At 57.8% G+C, this 256-nt stretch carries 1 protein-coding gene; it reads left to right on the plus strand.

The annotated features are described in order from the left end of the window. The coding region (locus ACGF5R_RS24875; RefSeq protein ID WP_387693321.1) for a hypothetical protein at positions 1-256 on the plus strand (256 nt) is incomplete at both ends.

A 256-nucleotide genomic window follows, 5' to 3' on the forward strand; every position in this document is an offset into this window, starting at 1 on the left:
CACGGCGGCGGTGAAGGATGTGCAGGTATCGGCAAAGGCGGCGGCGAATCCGTCATGGGTCAAGGCCGATAGCCCGGTAAGCTTTGAGGAGCTGAGCCTCAGTTATCAAGTCACCCGCGTAACGGTGGATGTGGATAAAGACAAGAAGCGCTACAACAACGGCGCCGACAGTTATACCTTCACGGCGACGGTGAAGGATGGGCACGGCAATCTGGTGGTGGGTCAACCGATCGACATTGAGTGGCAGACAGAGCCA

It is taken from the genome of Photorhabdus sp. RM71S, assembly GCF_042879355.1.
Lineage (GTDB): Bacteria > Pseudomonadota > Gammaproteobacteria > Enterobacterales > Enterobacteriaceae > Photorhabdus > Photorhabdus kayaii.